15 protein-coding genes, 1 tRNA gene and 2 pseudogenes are annotated in these 18,707 nt (G+C 69.2%); 6 read left to right on the top strand and 12 right to left on the bottom strand.

From position 1 onward, the window contains the following. Positions 1-239: pseudogene (locus tag HO151_RS02305) on the top strand (ATPase); the annotation flags it as partial. Further along, positions 236-1,765 (top strand): ArsA family ATPase, encoded by a 1,530-nt coding sequence (locus tag HO151_RS02300; protein ID WP_173894453.1) that lies wholly within the window; start codon positions 236-238, stop codon positions 1,763-1,765. The pseudogene HO151_RS02305 and the gene HO151_RS02300, both read left to right, overlap by 4 nt. A gap of 415 nt (positions 1,766-2,180) precedes the next feature. Here the strand turns inward: HO151_RS02300 and wblA are convergent, their stop codons facing one another. Next, positions 2,181-2,519, bottom strand: a complete 339-nt coding sequence (gene wblA / locus HO151_RS02295; protein WP_055515737.1) for a transcriptional regulator WblA — start codon at positions 2,517-2,519, stop codon at positions 2,181-2,183. Between the two features lie 406 nt (positions 2,520-2,925). On the opposite strand from wblA, the gene HO151_RS02290 reads away from it, so the two are divergent. Further along, positions 2,926-5,289, top strand: a complete 2,364-nt coding sequence (locus HO151_RS02290) for a transglycosylase domain-containing protein (protein WP_173894452.1) — start codon at positions 2,926-2,928, stop codon at positions 5,287-5,289. Positions 5,290-5,508: 219 nt separating this feature from the next. Here HO151_RS02290 and HO151_RS02285 read toward each other — a convergent pair whose 3' ends face one another. Continuing rightward, positions 5,509-5,973 (bottom strand): GatB/YqeY domain-containing protein, encoded by a 465-nt coding sequence (locus HO151_RS02285; RefSeq protein WP_173894451.1) that lies wholly within the window; start codon positions 5,971-5,973, stop codon positions 5,509-5,511. A gap of 108 nt (positions 5,974-6,081) precedes the next feature. Between HO151_RS02285 and HO151_RS02280 the strand changes: the two genes are divergently transcribed. The 3 genes from HO151_RS02280 to HO151_RS02270 all read left to right on the top strand — a co-directional run bounded on the left by HO151_RS02280 (position 6,082) and on the right by HO151_RS02270 (position 8,025). Then, positions 6,082-7,020 (top strand): metallophosphoesterase, encoded by a 939-nt coding sequence (locus HO151_RS02280; protein WP_173894450.1) that lies wholly within the window; start codon positions 6,082-6,084, stop codon positions 7,018-7,020. Between the two features lie 79 nt (positions 7,021-7,099). Beyond that, positions 7,100-7,903, top strand: a complete 804-nt coding sequence (locus HO151_RS02275) for a Pr6Pr family membrane protein (protein ID WP_173894449.1) — start codon at positions 7,100-7,102, stop codon at positions 7,901-7,903. A gap of 48 nt (positions 7,904-7,951) precedes the next feature. Beyond that, a tRNA-Pro gene (locus HO151_RS02270) sits at positions 7,952-8,025 on the top strand. Positions 8,026-8,104: 79 nt separating this feature from the next. On the opposite strand, the pseudogene HO151_RS02265 reads toward HO151_RS02270, so the two are convergent. The 10 genes and pseudogenes from HO151_RS02265 to HO151_RS02220 all read right to left on the bottom strand — a co-directional run. Next, a pseudogene (locus HO151_RS02265) lies at positions 8,105-8,464 on the bottom strand (tyrosine-type recombinase/integrase); the annotation flags it as partial. A gap of 70 nt (positions 8,465-8,534) precedes the next feature. After that, positions 8,535-9,050 carry a Pycsar system effector family protein gene (locus HO151_RS02260; protein ID WP_173894447.1) on the bottom strand — a complete coding sequence of 172 codons (516 nt, stop codon included), beginning with the start codon at positions 9,048-9,050 and terminating at the stop codon, positions 8,535-8,537. Positions 9,051-9,143: 93 nt separating this feature from the next. Continuing rightward, the gene (locus HO151_RS02255) at positions 9,144-10,547 is read right to left on the bottom strand and encodes a DUF4407 domain-containing protein (RefSeq protein WP_254594643.1); all 1,404 of its coding nucleotides are present in this window, start codon (positions 10,545-10,547) and stop codon (positions 9,144-9,146) included. Continuing rightward, positions 10,540-11,616, bottom strand: coding sequence for a hypothetical protein (locus HO151_RS02250; protein WP_173894446.1), 1,077 nt, complete (start codon positions 11,614-11,616; stop codon positions 10,540-10,542). The genes HO151_RS02255 and HO151_RS02250 overlap by 8 nt, the downstream gene beginning before the upstream one ends. Continuing rightward, positions 11,613-13,934, bottom strand: a complete 2,322-nt coding sequence (locus HO151_RS02245) for a hypothetical protein (RefSeq protein WP_173894445.1) — start codon at positions 13,932-13,934, stop codon at positions 11,613-11,615. Before HO151_RS02245 ends, HO151_RS02250 begins: the two co-directional genes overlap by 4 nt. Further along, on the bottom strand, positions 13,927-14,664 hold the full coding sequence (locus tag HO151_RS02240; protein WP_254594642.1) for a hypothetical protein: 738 nt from the start codon (positions 14,662-14,664) through the stop codon (positions 13,927-13,929). Before HO151_RS02240 ends, HO151_RS02245 begins: the two co-directional genes overlap by 8 nt. A gap of 170 nt (positions 14,665-14,834) precedes the next feature. Further along, complete coding sequence (locus HO151_RS02235) at positions 14,835-15,578, bottom strand: Crp/Fnr family transcriptional regulator (protein WP_368039390.1); 744 nt, start codon at positions 15,576-15,578, stop codon at positions 14,835-14,837. A 263-nt stretch (positions 15,579-15,841) separates the two neighbouring features. Continuing rightward, entirely contained in the window at positions 15,842-16,792 is a 951-nt protein-coding gene (locus tag HO151_RS02230) for an SMP-30/gluconolactonase/LRE family protein (protein ID WP_173894443.1), read from the bottom strand. 185 nt (positions 16,793-16,977) lie between these two features. Then, positions 16,978-17,715, bottom strand: coding sequence for a TIGR03943 family protein (locus HO151_RS02225; protein ID WP_173894442.1), 738 nt, complete (start codon positions 17,713-17,715; stop codon positions 16,978-16,980). Then, positions 17,712-18,707 (bottom strand): permease (locus HO151_RS02220; protein WP_254594641.1); only part of this gene is annotated, 996 nt, incomplete at its 5' end. The genes HO151_RS02225 and HO151_RS02220, both read right to left, overlap by 4 nt.

Genomic DNA, 18,707 nt, shown 5'->3' with positions numbered 1-18,707 from the left:
CGCTGTCGGCCGCCGGACTCGGCGGCGCGCGCCGCGGCGGGGTCGCCGAGCGCCTGGTGGGGCCGCTGCTGGAGGAGGCGCACGAGTACGCCGAGCGGTACGCGCTGGAGCGCGAGCAGCGGGCCGTCCTGCAGGACCTGGACCTGCCGCTGCACGAGCTCCCGCTGCTCGCCGGGGGAATGGACCTCGCGGGCCTGGACGAACTCGCCACGGAACTGCGTCAGCAAGGGATCTCATGAGCCAGGACCCGGCCCGCGCAAACGATTCTGCCCCCTCGGACGACTCCGCCCGCACGGACGGGTCCGCACCCGTGGGCGAGTCCGTACCCGCCGTGGGCGAGTCCGCACCCGTGGGCGAGTCCGCCCGCGCGCGGGGCTCCCTCCTGGGTGTCGACACGTTGCTCGACGACCCGGGGACCCGCATCGTGGTCTGCTGCGGTTCGGGCGGCGTCGGCAAGACCACCACCGCGGCGGCCCTGGGGCTGCGCGCCGCCGAGCGCGGCCGCAAGGTGGTCGTCCTCACGATCGACCCGGCGCGCAGGCTCGCCCAGTCGATGGGCATCGACGCGCTCGACAACACCCCGCGCCGGGTGAAGGGCATCGACGACTCCGCCGGCGGTGAGCTGCACGCGATGATGCTCGACATGAAGCGCACCTTCGACGAGATCGTCGAGGCGCACGCGGACCGCGAGCGGGCGGCCGCGATCCTGGGCAACCCCTTCTACCAGTCGCTCTCGGCGGGCTTCGCGGGCACGCAGGAGTACATGGCGATGGAGAAGCTGGGGCAGTTGCGGGCCCGCGACGAGTGGGACCTCATCGTCGTCGACACTCCGCCCTCGCGCTCGGCCCTGGACTTCCTGGACGCCCCCAAGCGGCTCGGTTCGTTCCTGGACGGCAAGCTGATCCGGCTGCTGACCGCACCGGCCAAGCTGGGCGGCCGGGCCGGGATGAAGTTCCTGAACGTCGGGATGTCGATGATGACCGGCACCCTCGGCAAGCTGCTGGGCGGCCAGCTCCTCAAGGACGTGCAGACGTTCGTGGCCGCCATGGACACCACCTTCGGCGGTTTCCGCACCCGCGCGGACGCCACGTACAAGCTGCTCCAGGCGCCGGGGACGGCGTTCCTGGTCGTCGCGGTCCCGGAGCGGGACGCGCTGCGCGAGGCGGCGTACTTCGTGGAGCGGCTGGCCGGGGAGGACATGCCGCTCGCCGGGCTCGTGCTGAACCGGGTCCACGGCAGCGGCGCCACCCAGCTGTCCGCCGAACGTGCGATCACCGCTGCGGAAAATCTTGAAAAGGCCCGCATTGTGGATCAGGTGGACGGGAAAGCTGGACTTCGTAACTCTCCCGACCCGCACGGCAGTTCAGCATCGCCTGCTTCGGAGTCGCCCGTTCCGGAGCCGTTCGATCCAGATTCATCCGCTCCGGAAACGCCCGCTTCAGAAACGCCCGCCACCGAGACCGACGCCCCCGAGGCTCCCGTATCCGACGCAGGCTCCCCCGCCGCGGACCGGACCGGTACCGACGGAGCCGGGGCGGACGATCACCGCGCCGACCACCGCACCGTCGAACAGCTCACCGCAGGTCTGCTGAGGCTGCACGCCGAGCGCATGCGGCTGCTCTCCCGCGAGCAGCGCACGCGCGACCGCTTCGCCGCGCTCCATCCCGAGGTGGCGGTGGCGGAAGTGGCCGCGCTGCCCGGTGACGTGCACGACCTCACCGGGTTGCGGAACATCGGGGACCGGCTCGCGGCCGGAGGTTCCTGAGCCTCGCGGATTCCTGAGCCTCGCGGGATCGCTGGGGCCGCAGTGGCCGGCGTGCGGTGCCGCACGCCGCGCGGGCACGCGTCAGGTACGCCGCACGGATCGGCGCACAGCGCATGAATCGGCGTACGCCGCTCATATCGCCGCGTACGTCGTCGTACGGGGTCACGCGGGCGTCACTCGTACCTCCGAGGACGCCACTCGCACCCCTGGCACGCGCCTCCGGGGCAGACGGAGCCGTCACCGAGGGGCAGACGGAGCCGCTGTGGGCCCACCCGCGAGCCTGTCCCCAGGTCCGTCGCATGCGCGAGAGCCCGGCGCCGAAGCCCGACACCGACGCCCGGCGCGAAGACCAGGCAGCCGGCGCGAAGACCAGGCACGAAGACCACCAGGCGCGGAAGCCGGCGCGAAAGCCCGGTCAGCCGACCGCTGCGTAGTTCTCGTACACCTCTTCCTCGTCGAGGGGCAGTATTCCCGCCCCCCGCTCGTACTCGGTACGCGCTGTCTCGAGCAGCCTGCGCCAGGAGGTGACGGTCGGCCGCCTGCGCAGCAGTGCGCGGCGCTCCCGCTCCGTCATTCCTCCCCACACGCCGAACTCGACACGGTTGTCCAGCGCGTCGGCCAGGCACTCCGTGCGCACCGGACATCCGGTGCACACCGCCTTGGCCCTGTTCTGCGCTGCTCCCTGCACGAACAGTTCATCCGGATCGGTAGTGCGGCAGGCCGCCTGCGCACTCCAGTCGGTTACCCAGCCCATACCGGCGCCGTCCTCTCCCGAATCGAGGCTCCCCCACGGCGGCAGCGGCATATTCACCGCCGCCAGTTGAGGACGTTACGGAAGGTGGGCACAGTCAACCAGCCCCTTCGGGCCCAATCTTGAATGGCCCGAATGGACTATGGGTACGCGACAGATCACCCAACGGAGTGACCCGACGACATACGTGACCTTCCCGGCAAACCGGGGCGTTTCAGTTGCGTCACAACGGACGCCGGATGACACACAAGGCGTATTCGGGCACGTGCTCGACAAAAAGTCGAGCGAGGTCCGAAACGATTCGGGGTCGCCGGACGTATTGATACGTAGCCCTACTGCTGTGACAGTTGAGAGCAGCTTAGGCCAATGCCTTACGCGTGTCCGGCGAATGAGAACGTAGGCTGCCCTCATGCCAAAAAAGCGTTCGGGCGGTGGTCTGTCTCCCACGCAGCAGGCCGCCAAGTTCCTCGGTGTCAGTGTGCTCGCGGGGGCTGTCATGGCCGGGATCGCCGTACCGGCGTTCGGCGCGCTCGGCCTCGCTGCCAAGGGGTCGGTCGAGGGGTTCGACGAGATCCCGGCGAACCTGAAGCGGCCGCCCCTGAGCCAGCGCACCGTGATCCTGGACAACCAGGGCGGCCAGCTCGCCACGGTCTACTCGCGCGACCGCACGGTGGTCGACCTCAAGGACATCTCGCCGTACATGCAGAAGGCGATCGTCGCGATCGAGGACGCGCGTTTCTACGAGCACGGCGCGGTCGACCTCAAGGGCGTCCTGCGGGCCCTGAACAAGAACGCGCGGAGCGGCGAGGTCTCGGAGGGTGCCTCGACGCTGACGCAGCAGTACGTGAAGAACGTCTTCGTCGAGGAGGCCGGCGACGACGCGACCAAGGTCGCCCAGGCCACCCAGCAGACCCTCGGCCGCAAGATCCGCGAGCTGAAGTACGCGATCCAGGTCGAGGAGGAGCTCGGCAAGAAGAAGATCCTGGAGAACTACCTGAACATCACGTTCTTCGGGCAGCAGGCCTACGGCGTGGAGGCCGCGTCCCAGCGCTACTTCTCCAAGTCCGCCAGGGACCTGGAGGTGCAGGAGGCCGCGCTGCTCGCCGGCATCGTCCAGTCTCCGAGCCGGTACGACCCGGTCAACGACGAGGCCGAGGCCGTGAAGCGGCGCAACGTGGTGCTGCAGCGGATGGCCGAGGTGCACGACATCTCGCAGGCGGAGGCCGCCGCGGCGAAGGCGAAGCCGCTCGGCCTGAAGGTCAGCAAGCCGAAGAACGGCTGCATCACGGCCGTCAAGGACGCCAGCTTCTTCTGCTCCTACGTGCGCAAGGTCTTCCTGACCGACCCGGTCTTCGGCAAGACGCAGAAGGACCGGGCGAAGGTCTGGGACCAGGGCGGTCTGACGATCCGCACGACGCTCGACCCGCAGGCCCAGAAGTCGGTCCAGGCCTCGCTCAGGGACCACGTGAACCAGTCGGACAAGGTCGCGGCGGCGTCGACGCTCGTCGAGCCCGGCTCCGGCAGGATCCTGGCGATGGGGCAGTCGAAGCCGTTCGGCTACGGGAAGAACGAGACCGAGATCAACTACTCGGTCGACCACGCGATGGGCGGGTCGAACTTCGGTTTCCCGACCGGTTCGACGTTCAAGCCGTTCCTGGCCGCGGCCGCCCTGGAGGAGGGCAAGCCGCCCACGCAGGTCTACTCGGCCCCGTACGAGATGCCGTACCCCGACCGGGTCCGGGCGTGCGACGGGAAGGTCTGGCGCAACAGCGAGAACGCCAAGGTCGAGAACGAGGACGAGTCGGAGGTCGGCCCGTACCCGCTCAAGAAGGCCATGGAGATGTCGGTCAACACGTACTTCGTGCAGATGCTCGAAGACACCGGCATGTGCCCGGTCGCGAAGCTCACCGACAAGCTGGGCGTCGTGCAGGGCAACGGCACCAAGCTGCCCCAGGTGCCCTCGGGACTCACCCTCGGTTCCACCGGCATCTCGCCGCTGACGATGGCGAGCGCGTACGCGGCCTTCGCCAACCGGGGCACGTACTGCACGCCGATCGCGATCGCGTCGATCAGCCAGCAGCTCGGCGGTGAGAAGAAGTCCCTGCAGGTGCCGAAGTCGTCGTGCTCACGCGCGATGTCGGAGAACACCGCGGACACCATCAACACGCTGCTGAGCGGTGTGGTCGACTCCGGTACGGGTCAGCAGGCCGGTCTCACCGACCGCCCCAACGCCGGCAAGACCGGTACGACGGACTTCCGCAAGAACGCCTGGTTCGTCGGCTACACGCCGAACCTGTCCGGCGCGGTCTGGGTCGGCAGCGCCACCCAGAAGGTCAGGATGGTCGACATCACGATCGGCGGGGAGTGGCACGAGAAGGTCTTCGGCGGCGCGGTGCCGGGGCCGATCTGGAAGGACGCCATGACCGGCGCCCTGTCGGGCAAGGCGTCCCCGGGCTTCAACCTGGTCAGCATCCCCGACGGCGACGAGGGGGACGAGGGCCGCGGGGACGGCGGCAACGGGGACGACGGCAACAGCCCCGATCCAGGTCCCGGTCCCGGCGACGGCAATGGCAATGGCAATGGCGGCAACGACGGCAGTGGCGGTAACGGGGACAACCGGGGAAATGACAATGGGGGCGGGAACAACGGCGGTCCCGGTCAGCCCCAGTTCCCGACGCCGACGTTCTCGATCCCGGACGAGTGGACGATCGGCGGGAACGAGGGGAACAACGGCGGGGGGAACGGCGGAGGCGGCTGGGAGGGCTGGCCGTAAACCGACCCCCTGAACTCCACGGATACGCCGATGGGGGCGCCCCTTGCAGCAAGGGGCGCCCCCATCGGCGTACACGCGGCCGGTTGTTTAGCCGGCCGTGGAACCGGTCGGTTGCAGTCCCGCCCAGACCTACCCGGGTCTGCCCAGGACTCCCCGGACAGACAGGACCGCAGCCCTGCCTCAGCCCGCAGCCCTGCCTCAGCCCGCAGCCCTCAGCTCTCAGCCCGCGAGCAGCTTCTTGACCGCCGCGGCGACGCGGCCGCCGTCGGCCTGGCCGGCCACCTTCGGGTTCACGATCTTCATGACCTGACCCATGGCCCGCGGCCCCTCCGCCCCGGCCGCCCTCGCCTCCTCGACCGCCTGCGCGACGATCTGCCGGAGCTCGTCGTCGGAGAGCTGCTTCGGCAGGTACCCGGCGAGGACCTCGCCTTCCGCCTTCTCGCGCTCGGCCGACTCGGCACGGCCGCCCTGCGCGAACGCCTCGGCCGCCTCGCGGCGCTTCTTCGCCTCCTTGGCGATCACCTTCTGCACCTCGTCGTCGGAGAGTTCGCGCTTCTGCGTACCCGCGACCTCCTCCTTCTGGACGGCGGCGAGGGTCAGCCGGAGCGTCGAGGAGCGGAGCTCGTCGCGCTCCTTGATCGCGGCGTTGAGGTCTGCCTGCAGCTTCGACTTGAGCGTGGTCATGGGGTGATTGTCGCAGGTGTGGTGCCACGACCGCCCGTGGATTCGGCTCCCGCCGGCCGGGGGCCTCCCCCGGGGTCCGGGGCTGCGGGGGTCTGACACGATGGGCGTATGCGCGCGCGATACGGAGTACCCCTGGGAATTGCGGCGGCAGGCGCCGCCGGTCTGATCTACTCGGCGGGGTTCGAAGCCCGCTCCTTCCGTCTGCGGCGGGTGACGGTCCCGGTGCTGCCGCCCGGTATACGGCCGCTGCGGGTGCTCCAGGTCTCCGACATCCACATGGTGAGCGGTCAGCGCAAGAAGCAGCGCTGGCTGCGTTCGCTGGCCGGCCTGCGCCCCGACTTCGTCATCAACACCGGGGACAACCTCTCCGATCCGGAGGGCGTGCCGGAGGTCATGGACGCCCTCGGCCCCCTGATGGAGTTCCCCGGGGCGTACGTCTTCGGCTCGAACGACTACTACGGGCCCACCCTGCGCAACCCCGCCCGCTACCTGTACGAGAAGGTGCAGGGCCGGCACGGGCTGAACGGCAACGCGCCCGCCACGAACGTGGTCCACAACCCGTGGGAGGAACTGCGCGACGGGTTCGACGCGGCGGGGTGGCTGAACCTGACCAACACCCGCAACTCACTGAAGATCGACGGCTTCGAGATCGAGCTGACCGGCCTCGACGACCCGCACATCAAGCGCGACCGGTACGCGCGCGTGGCCGGCGGCCCGTCCGCCGGCGCCGACCTCTCGCTCGGCGTCGTGCACGCCCCGTACCTGCGCGCGCTGGACGCCTTCACCGCGGACGGCTACCCGCTGATCCTGGCGGGCCACACGCACGGCGGACAGCTGTGCATCCCCTTCTACGGCGCCCTGGTCACCAACTGCGACCTGGACACGGAGCGGGTGAAGGGCCTGTCCACGTACACGGAGGCGGAGTCCGGCCGGACGTCCTACATGCACGTGTCGGCGGGCTGCGGGACGAGCAGGTACACACCGGTACGGTTCGCGTGCCCGCCGGAGGCGACACTGCTGACGCTGACGACGCGGGCCTCCGCGTAACGGGGGGCATCCGGCGACACGCCACCCGTCCGGCGGAATCCACTTCGCCCCTTTTGTCCGATCCGCCTAGCGTGAGGGCATGACCGCCCCCATACCTGCGGAGATCCCGGACATCCCCAGGGTCCCCGGCATAGCCGCCAAGGCCGCCGCCGCGGCCGTCCCCGTGGTGCCGGCGTACGCCGTGCTCCCCCGCGTACGCCGTCCCGTGGTCGCCCTCCTCCGCCTCCTCGTCGCGCTGGCGGCCGCCACGGGCGTGGCGCTCGGCCTGCTGTCGGGCAGCCCGGTACGCGCTCTGAGCCACTTCACCGTCCTGAGCGGCATCCTGGTGGCCGCGGTGTTCACCGTCACGGCCCGGCGGGCCTGGACGGCACGCCACCCGCTGCGACCGTCGGTCACCACCTGCACGGTGCTGTACGCGGTCGGCGCGGGCCTGGTCCACCACCTGGTCCTGGCGGACGACACGATCCCGTTCTCCCTGTCGGGCGGCGGAACGCCCACGGTCTGGCACACGGTGGCGGACCACCTGCTGCACACGGCGGTGCCGGCCGCGGTGGCACTGGACTGGCTCCTGCTGACCCGCCCGGGGGCGCTGCGCCTGCACAGCGCGGCGACGTGGACGATCCTTCCGGTGGCGTACCTGGCCACCACGGTGGTCCGGGGCGTGCTCCTGCCCCCGGGCACACCGGCCCGCTACCCGTACCCCTTCCTCGACGTGACCCGGCACGGCTTCGTCGAGGTCCTGGGCAACGTCGCCATCCTCGGCGTCGCCTGCTACGGCCTGGCCGCCCTCCTCGTCGCCCTGGACCACTTCAGACCGGGGTCGCGCCGCCACCGGTCCCCCGAAAACCGGATTTCGTCTCCGGCCACCAGTGGGCTAAAGTAAACGACGTCGCCACGGCACACCACGAGAGTGGCCCGCCACCAGCGACATCGGGGTGTAGCGCAGCTTGGCAGCGCGCTTCGTTCGGGACGAAGAGGTCGTGGGTTCAAATCCCGCCACCCCGACAGCCAAAACAACAGGTGAGGTGCCTACCGGTTTCGGTAGGCACCTCACCTGTTCCTGCATGCGTGTCTATCTGCGTGACTACCGCTCCGGACCCCGCTTGAAGATGCCGTCCATGACCACGGCACCGGTCTGGATCACGGGCCGGATCTGTTTCCGGTAGACCTCCTCGGCCACGGCCGTACCGGAGTGGCCGACAAGCCGGGAGATCACTTCCAGCGGGACGCCACGACCGGGCAGCAGGGACACGAAGCTGTGCCGAAGCTCCCGAAGCGTCCATTCCCCGGCGTTGATCCCGTGGATGTCCTTGAGTGCCCGACGGAAGGTCCGGCGGACGTCGGCCGCGTCAAGCGGTCGGCCCACGGTCGAGGAGAGGTCGAGTCCGTTTTCCTGCCACTTGCCGTCCGCAGCCGACCGGGCCCGGCCCCGGTCTTCGACCTGTGCTGCCAACTGCTCCGGCATCGATCGGTTCGAGGCCGGTCCATGATCCCGGAGACGGCGATCAGCGTGGTCAGTTCGATGTGCCGATCAAGATGCCCAGCAGCGTCAGGGTGACGAAGGCCGCGCTCCAGACCATCGCATGGCGAATGCAGCGGTATTTGATCCAGACCGTGCGGGACATGACCCTCAGCTGGCTCAGATCACGCTCCAGAGGATCCGTACGTCGTACGGCTTCCTGCACGTGAACAACCGATACCGCTCTGTTCACGTCACCGAAATAGTGCGCGCGGACGAGTTGGGGCCGGCCCAGGCGTGGAGTGATGGCCATGCCGAGCAGCGTGAGGGAAGCAAGGCAGGTGACGCAGCCAGCCCAGAGCAGGATCTGCGCGGGGATGGCATGGCCTCGCGGTTCGATGACATCACCGATGATCGCGCCGAGCAGTGCGGTCAGTGCGGCACCCATGGATGCGAGAAGGAAGCCGGCCTTGTTGTCAGCTTTCAGTGACTCTTCACGTGCCTCGCTCAGCAGGGTCCGTACGAGCTGGACGTCGCGAGTGGGCTCCGTCGCGCCTTCGTCCATGGCCATGATGCTCCTGTCGGTCGTCGCTGCGACTGCCGTGACGCGGCCGCCCCGGCGATTGACCGGGGCGGCCGTGGCTCCGTTCCTCGGACGCCCTTGTCAGACGCTGGAGCTGCGGCGGAGTTCCTCCTCCAGGGTGTTCACCGCCTGACGTACGCGGATGTTCATCGCGGCCGCGTGCTCCCGCAGGGCGGCCTCCGACTCGGCCCGGTTACGGCGGATCTCCTGCTCGATGGCGTCCTGGGCGATCTCGATGTCGGCCAGGGCTCGGCGTTCTTCGAACCGCACCTGCTCGCCGTATATCTTGACTGCGCTGTTGCTGTGCAGGGTGAGCATCTGGTCGTAGGAATTCTCGCGACCGAGGAACTTCACCATGACGGGCAGCATGTCGAGCAGAACGAAGAGCAGGCGGATCATCCAGATGCCCACGAAGACCACCGTGTTCCCGCCGGCGAGCTCGTCGAGTGCCTGGATGCGTTCCAGGACTCCGATCTCCTTCTGCTTGGCTCTTTCCTCGGCGATTCGCTGCTCGATGCCTTTCGAGCGGGCCTTGAGGAAGTCACCCCTCGCCGAGGTCAGTCGGCCCTCGATGCGTTCGATGCGGTCGTTCATCCCCGCCAGGCGCGTCTCGTTCTCCTCGGTGCGGTGAGTGGTCCGGTAGTCGCGGGCGTTCTCCCTCAGCCGAACGCACTCGGAAGTGCGCTGCAGCAGACCGGTGGCGGCCATCCGGATCAGTCGACGGCACTCGGTATCCGCTTTGCCGTCGATCGTCTGCAGCCTGGCCGTATCCCGGTCCACCCGCTTCTGCAGGTCGGCAGCGTCCGCACGCAACGAGGCCAGCTCGTCGTTCTGCCGACCGGGCATCGTGGCGAAGGACAACACATACGTGCCGGCGCAGCCCTTCGGCGCGCTGGTCGTCGTGGTGCTGGGAACGGGATTGCAGTGGACCAGGCGGGACCGCAGCCGGTCCACGTCGCCGATGCGCTCAGCGGCGACGTGTGCCTCCACGGCGGTCGCGAAGATTCTCAGCACGAGAGGCTCGGCGATCACGACGCCCAGCATCAAGGCGATGAGCAGTCTCAGCACAAGCGGACCGGTCTGCCGTCGCGCGTTGGGCTGAGGAGTGACCAGCAGACGGTCGAGGTTGAGTACGAACAGCATCCAGATCACGGTCGGAACCACTGCCAGGACGGACGCCCTGCCCAATGCCTCTGTCGCGAAGTTCCACATGGAGAACCCCGCGATGACAGAGGTACCGAGTACCACTCCCCCGAGTGCCGTGTACTTGCCACGTTCGTGCGGCGTCCGGTCGAGGAGCTCTTCGCTGGCACCGCTCAGGACGCGCAACCGTGTGGCGAGGTCGACGGGCCGTCGCACCGCAGGGCCGGTGGCACGGTTCGTACGGCGGCCCATGAACGTGCGTGTCAGCCACCGCGATCCGTCGGGGCGTGCGCCCTCAGGATCGGGAGCAGTGGCCGTGGAGCGGGTGGTGTGATCAGTCAACGAGATCGTCCTCGTTCTGGACGAAACCCTCACGCCGGTCCTTCGTGGACGTCGCATGCTTCTTCTGTGCCGATGCGATGTCGCCAGCCGTTCCTGGCCCCACCATGGGGGCGTGGGCCGTGTTCGAGCCGACGGCCGGAGCTCCGCCCGCGTCCTGCAACACCTGTTCGAGGACTTGGTGGTAGTCGACGAAGTGGTCACTGCCACCCATCTGCCGCAGCAGGGTCAGCACCATGTCGCGCCGCATCTGCGTCTCTGCCGTCTCCTGTGCGCGGGCATGGGCCCGGTCGGCCGCATCCTCCTTGCCCTGGCGACTCGCGTTCTCCTCGGTGATCCGGTGGATACGAGCCGCAGCCTCGGTGACATCGATCTCCGCCCGCGCGATGCCGAAGGCATCCACATGGTTGGACCCCTGCGCCAGCACCTCGGCGATCCTCGCGGCGGTCTGGGTCTCGACGTCCATTTCCAACTGGGTCAACTGACCGGTACGGCGCTGGTTGCGCAGGGCTTCCTCCCAGGCGCGCAGGCTCTCCGACGTGCTCACCTCGGCGCTGACGAACTCCACGCTCATACCGGCCACCCGCGGCGGCACGACCGCGCTGTAGGCGGTCATACGCCGGGCCACCTCCGCACGGACCGCGTTGATCTCCTCCACCCGGTGTCCCGCGCTCACCCTCGGCAGGTCGCTGTCCGCGAGCAGGTAGGCACGCAGAGGCTCGGCGACGTCTATGACCCCCTGCCTGGCGATGATCGTGGGGTCGGTCACCTGACAGGTGAAGGAGGCGTGGACCGTGAAGTTGTCCGCCTCGCTCACCGAGGGGAGGGTGCGTTCCACCTCGACCAGACGTGCCCGGGTGTCCACCAGGCTCACGGAGGACGCGTCGAGCACATCCGGGTGGGACGGGTCGAAGACCATGCCCTCGGGGAAGACGCGGTAGTTGCCGCCGACCCTGAAGACGTAGACCGCGCCCGGCGGAAGCGCCGGCACGTCGTCGCGGCGTCGGCGCCGGGACCACAGCTTGCCCTGGACGGTGCCCAGGACCTCCTCGGTGATGACCGGGTAGTTCACTTGCTTCGGCCTCCTCGGGCAGAAGAAACGACATGGGTGAGGGGTGATACCGGGCGCCGGCCGGAGCCCGGGCGGGACCGGCCGTGCAGCGAACCGACCAGCACACGCGCCAGTTCTTGGGTGCCGGGGATCGCGAAGTCGGGATTCCGTAGAGCGGTGGACAGGGCATGGGCGAGACCGTTCCACTGGGAAGAGCTCGTCCCGACCCGCATCGCCTCGCCGAGGCGGCGGACGGCGTCCGTCGCGGCAGGGTCCTCCCGCAGGTGCAGCAGGGTGCGGCACAGTGCCTGGACGGCCCGGTGGCGGAAGGTGCTGAGCAGTACGGCCGTCCACAGGAATCCCAGGTGGCGGGCGCTGTCCGGATCCTGGCGCAGGAGTGCTGAAGGAACCGTTCCCGGCCCCTCCAACCGGTCTGCCTCCAGAAGCTGCACGACCGTGCGCAGAGCGTCGAGTCGGTCCCTGGAGCGTCTTTCGGCCGACTCGACACGGGTGCGCGCGTATCGCAGGGTGAGCAGGGCGCGGTCCGGTTCCTGCTCCGTGGTCTGCAGCAGCAGCACCAGGGAGCGACGTGCGGCGAAGGCGATGCGTTCGCCGCGCCCGGTCAGGAACCAGAGCCAGTTGAGGGCCTCCAGCCGGTAGAGCGAACCGAGTCTCCCCGTCAGCGCCATGGCCGTGGTGACGGCACGGCCCGGTCCGTTGTTGTCCGCCCAACTGAGGACGATGGCCAGCGCCTGTGGTGCGAGTCGCTCCGCCTCGCACATGAACTGCAGAGTCAGCGCGGCGGTGACTCGTTGGCTTGTGATGCCCTCGGCCCAGTTCCGCAGCAGGTACTCCTCGACCTCGGCCGGCCCGTACCTGGCGAGCATCGCCGTGCCGCGGGCGACCTCCGTACGGGCGTCGAGGTCCGGCATCCTGGAGAGGTCGCCCAGCCACTGCCTCATCGGATACCACAGCTCGTACCCGTACAGACTGTGAAGTTCACAGATGACGAGGTCACGGATGCGGGGCGAGGTGAAGACCAGGCACCGTTCACCACGAGAGGCATCCTGGCCGAGTCCGGAGCGGCGCCGCACTTCGACAAGCCCGACCGCGCGCTCCTTCCAGCGGGCACGGGACTGTTCGAAGCTGCCGCTTCGTGGCGGAAGCGGGGTCACGGGTTCCCGTTCGGTGACGGGTGTCTCTCCGTGCAGTTCCCAGTTGCGCAGGTGGACGAAGAGTTGAGCGCTCGCCTTTTCGAACGTCCGCTCAGGAACCCCCTCCAGAAAGGCGAGGGCGGCAACAGGCAGCAGGTCGTCGGCGCCCGGCCGACGTCGGAACCACTCCTGTACGCATGCGCTGTCGCTGTCCCGGAGTCTTTCGATGGCCTCCAGAGGGCTCCGGGAGAGAGTGACGGCTGCGGCCACGACCTCTGCCGGGCGTCGTTGTTCGGCGACGCTCTCCAGCAGTTCCTTCTCCGTCTCCGGGTCGATCTCGACAGGCGGCAGCCGTTCCCGACAGTGCTGGAACAGTTGCATCGCGTCCGGGGCGTGCCACGGGACGCAGTGACCCTTGAGCGCCAGGCGTCGCAGTGACGTGTCGTCCGCGGTGATCACCAGGAAGGCGCCCTTACGGCACAGCTCTTCGCTCAGCCGTCCGATCTCGTACGCCTGCACGGCTGCGACGTTCGTCTCGCCGACGTAATCCCGGATGATGTACGCGTGGCCCGCCTCGATGGCCGCCGTCCCGGCCAGATCGGCCAACGCGTTGGCCGGGGACAGACTGCGCAGCGGTACGCCGTCACCGGCGGCCTGCCGGAGAAGCGCGAAGGCACCCGCACCACGACCGATGTCGTCCTGACCCGTCAGGACGACGAGGGAGTCACTCCTCAGCCTGTCGAGCGCCTCCTCGAAACACGGTTCGGGGCGGAGGTAGTAGCGCAGGGCCTCGTCCACCGCCTCCGGCGCCACGACACCCGGCACCAGCCCCGAAGCCGCGGCCGCGGCGAACCCGAAAGCCGCGCCGGAGGCATCCACCGAGGCGTAGAAGTTGTTGTAGACCCGCTGGTGGACCTGCCGCAGTTCGTCGTACCCCTTTCCGTCCTCCTCGCCCTCCCGCTGTTCGGCCCTGCGCTTCTCCCGGGCCCGGTCCTGCGCCTTCCGGTCGTCGGCGGATTCCGCCTGCTCCCGTGCCGTGCCGTCATTCGCGTCCCGCGCGGCTTCGTCGTCCTGCGGAGCCGCCACCGCTCCGTCCTCGCCGACGGACACGACGGGTGCGACCGGTGGTATGTCCCAGCCGTCGTTCGGGACGGGCCGGGCCGCATCCTCGACCGCCTCAGACACCGGTGCTCCCGAAACCGAACACGGCACCTCGCGCGTCCACCGGGCCGTTCATGTGAGTGACGTTCATCCGCTCCGCTCGATAGGCGTCACGGACCGCCGAGGCACTGTTCCGGCTCGGTTCCACATCGCCCTCGTCCGGCTCGGGCGCCGGTGCCGACCGGTCCGCGGAAGCCCGGTACGGGCGGTCGCCGACCGGCCGTCCGCCGGATTCCCGGTCCTCCGTCACGGCGAGCGGCGCGCCGATCGTGGGTACGGTGAGCCAGGCGGTGGACTCGTGCTCCTTCAGCCTCACGGTGACGCGGCTGAAGTCCGAGACCCGCTGCATGGTGTGGCCGCCCGCCACGGTGGAACGGAAGACCTCGTCGGACAGCAGCAACGCCAGGTCAGCGGCGGCGTATGCGTCCAACGCGTCATAAAGAGGGCGCGAGTTGAGCAGTCGTGCGGTGACGACGACCGCTGTCCCGGCGAATCCGTTGTCGGCGAGCTCCACGGGGCCCTGGTGCATCGCGGCCCGCAACCGCATGCGGGCTTCGGGAATCCGCTGCTCGTTGTGGTGACGGAGTTCCGAGACCAGGTGACGGAAGTAGTCGTCCACCAGGCGTGGTTGATCTCCGCTCATGGGCAGAACGGCGAGCTGCTCGTCGCCCTTGCACTGGATGTGCCACTCCGAACGACTCAGTCCGGCGCTTCTGGCGGCTCCGTCGAGAATTCGCGGCAAATCGTGTTGCATTTCTGACTGACGTCGATCGTTCTTGCTTCCGTAGGACTGTGCGTCCACGGCTATACAGGTACAGGGGTAGTACCCGTGCCACTCAACCACCCGGATCATCCTCTCTGGGCAGGCACTGTGCGCAATGCGCTGACCAGAGGCTAGGAGAATCGGCCGGAACTAATTCCCTCTCAGTACGGGTTCTCGTCCGCCAGTTTGGCGAATTCCAGCAACTTCGGCACGTCACAGATGGTGATGTTCCGGTAACTGCGTTGCACCAGCCCCATCGCCGTCAGGGCGGAAAGGCTCTTTTCAGCCGTCGGCAGGGCGAGCCCGGCCAGTGACGCCAGTTCCCGCTGGGTCAAGGTGACGTCGAGGACCCACCGCTTGCCGACTTCATCCGGCACGGGCTGCGCGTACGTCCGCCCCAACTCGGCCAGCACTCGAGCGAACCGGATGGGCGCACTGTAGGACCGGTAGTCGATCCGGCGGCGGTTGGCCCAGCGCAGCCGGGCGCTCAGCATGCGCAGAACCGCCTTCATCGCGTCCGGATTCCGCGTCAGGAACGCTTCGAAGGCATGCAGTTGCACGATCCGTGCGGACACCTCATTGCACGCCACCACGGTGCCCGACCTGGGAAGGTCTTCGAACGCCGCCATCTCACCTACCAGATCACCCGCTATACGGACGGCAAGAAGTACGGTGTTCCCACTTTCGGAGCTGGCTGTCACCTTGACGACACCGCGCGTGAGAAGCAGCACGTGGCGGCTTGAGTCGCCCTGCTGCAACAGCGTCTGATGCGGAGAATAGTTTTTCTCAATTCCCTGCTTCAGCAGCTCTTCCCGACTCGCCTGCCGCAGCCTGCCGAGAAAAGTGGACGTCGGCCACACGCGGTTCACCCCGCACCCCCGAAGATCGCGCTCCGCGGCAAACACACCGTTCGAGTGATCCGACCATGCTGCCGCTCAGGGCCCCGCCGACGAAGCGTCCACCATCACTATGGCCTGTTAAGTTGCACAACAGCTCATTTTGATCGAACACGCGATCCCGGATCGAACGCGTGTGGATGTGGCGCGGCGGCCACGCTGACGAGTTCGGCGCGGAGCAGGGTCGCCCGCCGATCCTCTCGTACGACCGGCAGGCGACTCGGTCCGGCAGCGGCCCAACAGGCTGTGCCCACGTACATCGAAGCTTTCGGTCAGAGTGGGACCGCCACCCCCGTGAACGTCGTCTCCGGGGTCTGGGGGCTCGTGAAGCGGGCGTTGACCAGGTACAGGCGGTTCGCGTAGCGGGCTGCCGTGGTGGGGACGTCGAAGCGGGGGTCCGTGATCGTGCCGGTCAGGGTCGCCGTCGTGGACCTGGCGTCCAGGTGGAACACGCTGATGCGGTTCAGGCGGTTCTGGACCACGTACAGGGTGCGGCCGGTGCGGTGGAGGCCGTCGCCGTTGACCACGTCCGTCGCGCCGACCAGGGTGATCCTCGTGGCGTGGCCCGTCCGGATGTCCACCTTGTACAGCTCGCCCGGGGTGCTCTTCACGACGATCAGGGCGCGGCCGTCCGGGGTGCCCACGACGCCGTTGGCGTTGTTGACGTCCGGGAGCTGGACCCAGTCCCCGGTGAGGGGCAGCGTCCGTACGGCTCCGGACCGGCCGCGCGGGACCGCGTACAGCGCCGCGGCCCGTGAGTCCGTGAACCAGGCCCGGTCGCCCAGGAGCGTCACGTCGTTGATGAAGTGGCCGGTCGCTTCCGTCAGCCGGTACGTCGTGACGATCTCGCCCGTGCGGGAGTCGTGGGTACGGGCCACTCCCGTGTTGCCCGCCACGTACAGCAGGCCGTCGTGGTCGAGTTTCAGGCCCACCGCGACCAGGCCGGTGCCGCCCGCGAAGAGGATCCCGCCCTTCCCCGTGCGCAGGTCCGTGCGGTGGAGGGCGCCGTTGGCGCGCGAGCCCGTGTACGCGTACGGCTTTCTGCCGATGGCTATGCCCTCGGGGAGGAAGCCGTCGGGCAGCGGGAACTCCGTCGGCCACGTGGCCGGGGCGGTCGTGGCGGCTGCGTTCGCCGTGCCCGTGCCGGTCGCCGCCGTGAACGCGGCGAGGGCGGCACCGCCCAGGAGTGCGCGCCTGGAGGGGTGGACGTGGTTGCGGTTCATCGTTCCTGGCCTCCTTGAGAGGAGCGAAAGGATTGAGCGGCCTCGACCGCCGTTCCTTCATCCTGGCCGAACCCCGGCCCTCTTTCCCCACGCATCCCCCGGATAGACAGAGGATCGACAGGTCGGTCCCCGTCCGCTCCGGCTCGGTCGCTCCGGCTCAGCCGTTCCAGCTCAGCCGTTCCAGCTCAGCCGTTCCAGCTCTCGTCGTACGGGTCCCGGGGCGCCTCGACCGGCTTCGCCTCCGTGATGTCGAGGAACGGGATGACGCCGCCGTTCACCGGGTCCTCGATCTGCTTCGGCGTGTACGTGCCGGTGACCTCCAGCCAGGTGTCCGGGCGCAGGACCGGAGGCGTCCGGCCCGTCAGGCCCACCTTCACCGGCCGGCCGTCCGCCGCGCAGCAGCTGAGGGCCATCCGGACCAGGTACGGGGCGCCGTCGCGGTCCACCGCCACGAAGCCCGCGGTCCTGATACGGCGGCCGGCCAGCGAGCGGCCCCCGTCGTACGCCGCCCGGCCCGCGTAGTCGACCAGGCTCAGCCGGACCGTGTCGCCGGCGGGCAGGTCCGCGAAGCCCCACGGCTGCTTCTGCAGGGCCGTGCCCGTGCGCATCGCGCTGTAGCTGCCGAGGGCGGGCGGGGAGACCAGGACGAGGGCCAGGAGGGGGAGGACGAGGAGCCAGGCGATCCAGGGTTCCCGGTGGACATGGGCGGGGGCGGAAGGAGGGGCTTCTTGGGGATGGGTGCGTGCGGCCCGGCGTTCGTACCGGATCGTCGCCAGTGCCGTCGCGATCAGGATCAGCCCCGCCGCCAGCAGCAACGGCCTCAGCCCCGCCTTGACGTACCGCAGGTGGAGGTCGGTGAGGCCCGTGTGCAGGATCGCCCCGCCGGTGAGGAACAGCACGGCTGCCTGCGCCTGGCGGTTCACAGGAGCACCGCCCCGACCAGGGACGACACCAGGACGGCCAGCGTGAACGTGGCCGGTGCGAAGCGCAGGGCGAACTCGCGGCCGAACGTGGCCGTCTGCATCGCGAACAGCTTCAGGTCGATCATCGGGCCCACCACCAGGAAGGTCAGCCGGGCCGTGAGTGAGAACTGGGTCAGGGACGCGGCCACGAACGCGTCCGCCTCGGAGCAGATGGACAGGAGGACGGCCAGCACCGCCAGGGCCAGGACCGCCACCACCGGGTGGCCGGCGGCGAGACCGAGCCAGTCCGCCGGGACCACCGCCTTGAGGGTGGCCGCGGCCATCGCGCCGACCACCAGGAACCCTCCCGCGTGCATCACGTCGTGCCGTACCGATCCCCAGAACGCCGCTCCCCTGCCGAGGCCGTCCGACGAAGGGCGGGCCGGCGGGCGCAGCCAGTCGGTACGGCCGAGCCGGTGCCAGAGCCAGCCCATCGCGCAGGCCACCAGCAGGCTCGCCACGAAGCGGGCCAGGACCATCCGCGGCTCGCCGGGGAAGGCGACGGCGGTCGCGGTCAGCACGATCGGGTTGATCGCCGGCGCCGACAGCAGGAACGCCAGCGCCGCCGCGGGTGTGACACCCCGGCGCACCAGCGCCCCGGCCACCGGTACGGACGCGCACTCGCACCCCGGCAGCACCGCCCCCGCCATCCCGGCGACCGGTACCGCGAGGGCCGGCCGTTCCGGCAGCGCGCGGGCGAAGAACGACGGCGGGACGAACACCGCGATGACCGCCGACAGCAGGACGCCGAGCACGAGGAAGGGCAGCGCCTGCACCATCACCGCGACGAACACGGTCATCCAGCTCTGCATCACGGGAGCCGACAGTGCCCCGCGGACCGGTCCCTGGAGCGTCACCCCCGCGAGCAGCACCATGGTGAGGACGAGGGACGAGTCGAACTGCCAGCCCTTCGGCTTGCCCGGATCCCCTTGTGCGCGGTTGCCGGCCGGAGG

The sequence above is a fragment of the Streptomyces sp. 8P21H-1 genome (assembly GCF_013302945.1).
The sequence above is the reverse complement of the archived record's forward strand: the minus strand, read 5'-3'. Positions and strand labels throughout refer to the sequence as shown.